The following is a 3,188-nucleotide window of genomic DNA, read 5'->3' on the forward strand; positions in this document are numbered from 1 at the left end:
AATATTTATTAAAATATTTTTCCACCTTCACATGCAAATCTTTTTGATACCACTGGGAAAGTTCATGTTCTTGAAATAATTGAGGCATTCCTAATCTCTCTGAACGTTTACCCATCGAACCATCCCCAATGCTTAAGGTGTCAATCCAAATATGGTCCACGATTCCATCCAATATTCCTGGGAAGTCAGTGGTAAATGGTAAAACCGGTGATATAGAAGCTTGAGTAAATATTCCTGCATCATGAACTTCTTTTAAGGCTTTTAACCGCAATTTAATCCCAGGTGCATACGGAGCAAATATTTGTTTTATGTCTTCCCTATCGGTTTCAATCGTCATGGATACAAGGACATCGCATTTTTCTTTTAATATTAATAACAAGTCAATATCTCTTGTAATTAGTGGTCCTCGTGTTTGGATTTGAAGAAAATCAGGCGGATTTTCAACCATTTCTTCTAAAATCCCTCGTGTAATGTTTGCTTTACGTTCAATTGGCTGGTAAGGATCTGTAGCGGAAGACATAAAAATGTTCAAGGGATATTTTTTCTTCCGAAGTTTTATAATTTCCTTGCGGTAATTTTCTGCTGCGTTCGTTTTAATGGCCAACCATTCTCCCCAAGGGATTTCTTTGAATCTTTGAATTGGCATTTCTCTTACATAGCAGTACCTGCAAGAAAACGCACAACCACTATAAGGATTCAATGAATGTGTAAAGCCAACATCCAAATAACCTTTTGCTTCAGTAAGGATTTTCTTTGCAAGCATTTCTTTTATTTCAATTCCCATTTGGAATGCACCTCTCTTTAAGTTCTTTTTAATAATTAGGGCACCCTAAAAGGAATTAACTACAACAATTTTTCCATTCGCTTGATTGCTTTCCATCAGGAGATGCGCCTTATCGATTTGATTGAGTGGGAAAACTTTTGCAATTGGAACGTTAATTTTATGTTGTTCGATATGGTTGAATAGTTCGACGAGTATTTTCTCTTTAAAATTTACCCCACTGTCAAACTGGGTAAAATAAGCACCAGATGGAATATCCATCATTGGCTCAAAGTTGTTCACCACCCATTCACCGCCCAAGATACCTGTCATACATAGGATTCCATGTTCTGCGAGTAATTTCAGCGATTGTTTAACCGTCACCGTGCCAACCAGTTCTAAGACTTTGTTCACACCATTTGGAAAAAGGGAGAAAAATTGATCTGCTAATCTTTCATCATCAAGTAAAACAAAATCCGAACCATATTGCTTAAGAAAATCGATCTTGCGTTTGTTTCGGGTAGTCGTAATCACAGTCGCACCTACACTTTTAGCAAGTTGTAGCGCAGCTAGACCAACAGAGCTTGTTCCACCACGGATAAATAAAGTTTCTCCTTTAGTAAGGCGCAATGTATCGAAAAGGGAAGCGTATGCCGTGTGATACATTTCGGGAATTGCCGCCAATTTTACCCAGTCCATATCATTGTTAATCGGATAAACCTGAGCGGATGGAATAAGGGCGTATTCCGCGTAGCTCCCATCAAACTCACGACCAAGCCCCCCCATCAGGGAGACAACCGGTTGACCTTTTTGAAAAGAACTATCTGATGGATCTTCTATTTCTCCTGCGCATTCGATTCCAATAATTCGAGGGAGTTTTAAAGATGGAGAATCCCCTTTTCTCGTAAAAATCTCCGACCGATTGATACCAAACGCCTTAATTTTTACAAGCACCCATCCCGGCTTCACTTTAGGGGTGGGTACTTCTTGTACAACTAATTCAACTGCTCTACAGGGTTTTTCCAATACAACTGCCTTCATTTTAAGTCCTCCTTATCCATTACTTTTTCAAAATTCCTTCCTTGATTAAGAAGTCTCTTGCCACATCTTCGGCTTTCTTTCCTTTAACACCAACTTCATAGTTCATTTTTTGCATTTGACTATCGGTAATCATTCCGGCAAGTTTGTTCAATGCTGGTACAATCGCCGGGTATTGATCTATCGTTTCTTGCCGTAATAAAGGTGATCCTTGATATGGCGGGAAGAAATATTTATCATCTTCGAGAACAACCAGATGGTATTTTTGCAGTTCTCCATCGGTTGAATAGGCATTCATCAGATTTACCTTGCCTGTTTGAATGGCATGATACCTCACAGACGGGTCCATGGTAACAATTTTAAAATTCAAACCATATTTATCTGCCAAACCTGGATATCCATCTTTTATGTCGGCAAACTCAGGATCAAAACCGGCAGTAACATGCTGCTCTACTTTTACGAGGTCGGAAATCTTTTTCAGATTATACTTTTGTGCAAAATCTTGTGGGACCGCTATCGCATAAGTGTCATTAAATTTCATTGGAGATAACAATGCCATGTTATATTTCTCTGCCATGCCTTCTTTTGCTTGTGTGTACACTTCCTTACTGTTTGTACTTACAGGGTTCTCTTTTAGTAAGTTGGCAATGGCGGTTCCCGTAAATTCAGGATAAATATCAACATCCTTCGATTTTAATGCATTAAATACAAAGGTCGTATCGCCTAATCCGGTTCTTAACTTCACTTTCAAATCTGTATTTTCTTCGATCAATAATTTATACATATTGTCTAGAATTTCCGGCTCTGGACCGAATTTGCCAGAAATCACAATCGGCTTTTGCTCATTTTGAAGAAGGGTCGGACCAACCATAGAACCAATGATTAGAACAGTAACCAGCGCAAGCACACCAGAGGCGACCATGATCTTTTTAAAGGAAACTCTCTCCAACCTTCGGAGCAGAAGGTCAAAAATAATCGCTAAAAGTGCAGATGGCACAGCTCCGAGGACAATAAGTGAATAATCATTTCGGGATATTCCAAGTAGAATAATATCCCCTAATCCACCTGCTCCGATTAACGAAGCAATCGTGGCCGTTCCTATAATAAAAATGGTGGCCGTCCGGATCCCCGCCATGATGACAGGCATGGCTAAAGGAAGCTCGACTTTTAATAATCTTTTACTTCTGTTCATTCCCATGGCGCTTGCAGCTTCTAATAATGATGGTTCTACCTCTTTAATTCCCGTATAGGTGTTCCGTAATAGAGGAAGGAGAGCATAAGCTATTAGCGCTATCACAGCAGGTACAGTTCCTATTCCAAAAAGTGGAATCAAAAGACCTAACAAAGCTAAAGAAGGAATGGTTTGCAACACTCCAGTAATGCCAATGAT

Annotated in this window: 3 protein-coding genes; all 3 read right to left on the reverse strand. The window is 39.4% G+C overall.

What is annotated here, in order from left to right; genetic code table 11:
* Positions 1-784, reverse strand: a 784-nt coding sequence (locus V7659_RS27365) for an SPL family radical SAM protein (protein WP_335543230.1), incomplete at its 3' end; no start/stop codon positions are given.
* A gap of 45 nt (positions 785-829) precedes the next feature.
* Positions 830-1,801 carry a zinc-binding alcohol dehydrogenase family protein gene (locus tag V7659_RS27370; protein ID WP_335543231.1) on the reverse strand — a complete coding sequence of 324 codons (972 nt, stop codon included), beginning with the start codon at positions 1,799-1,801 and terminating at the stop codon, positions 830-832.
* 19 nt (positions 1,802-1,820) lie between these two features.
* A partial coding sequence (locus V7659_RS27375) for an ABC transporter permease/substrate-binding protein (protein WP_335543232.1) occupies positions 1,821-3,188 on the reverse strand: 1,368 nt, incomplete at its 5' end.

The sequence above is a fragment of the Neobacillus drentensis genome (assembly GCF_036966985.1).
Taxonomy (GTDB): Bacteria; Bacillota; Bacilli; order Bacillales; family Cytobacillaceae; genus Neobacillus; species Neobacillus drentensis_E.

Excerpts from the sequence above, each read along its gene's own strand:
- V7659_RS27370 (WP_335543231.1), bottom strand. The coding sequence starts at position 1,801 with ATGAAGGCAGTTGTATTGGAAAAACCCTGTAGAGCAGTTGAATTAGTT.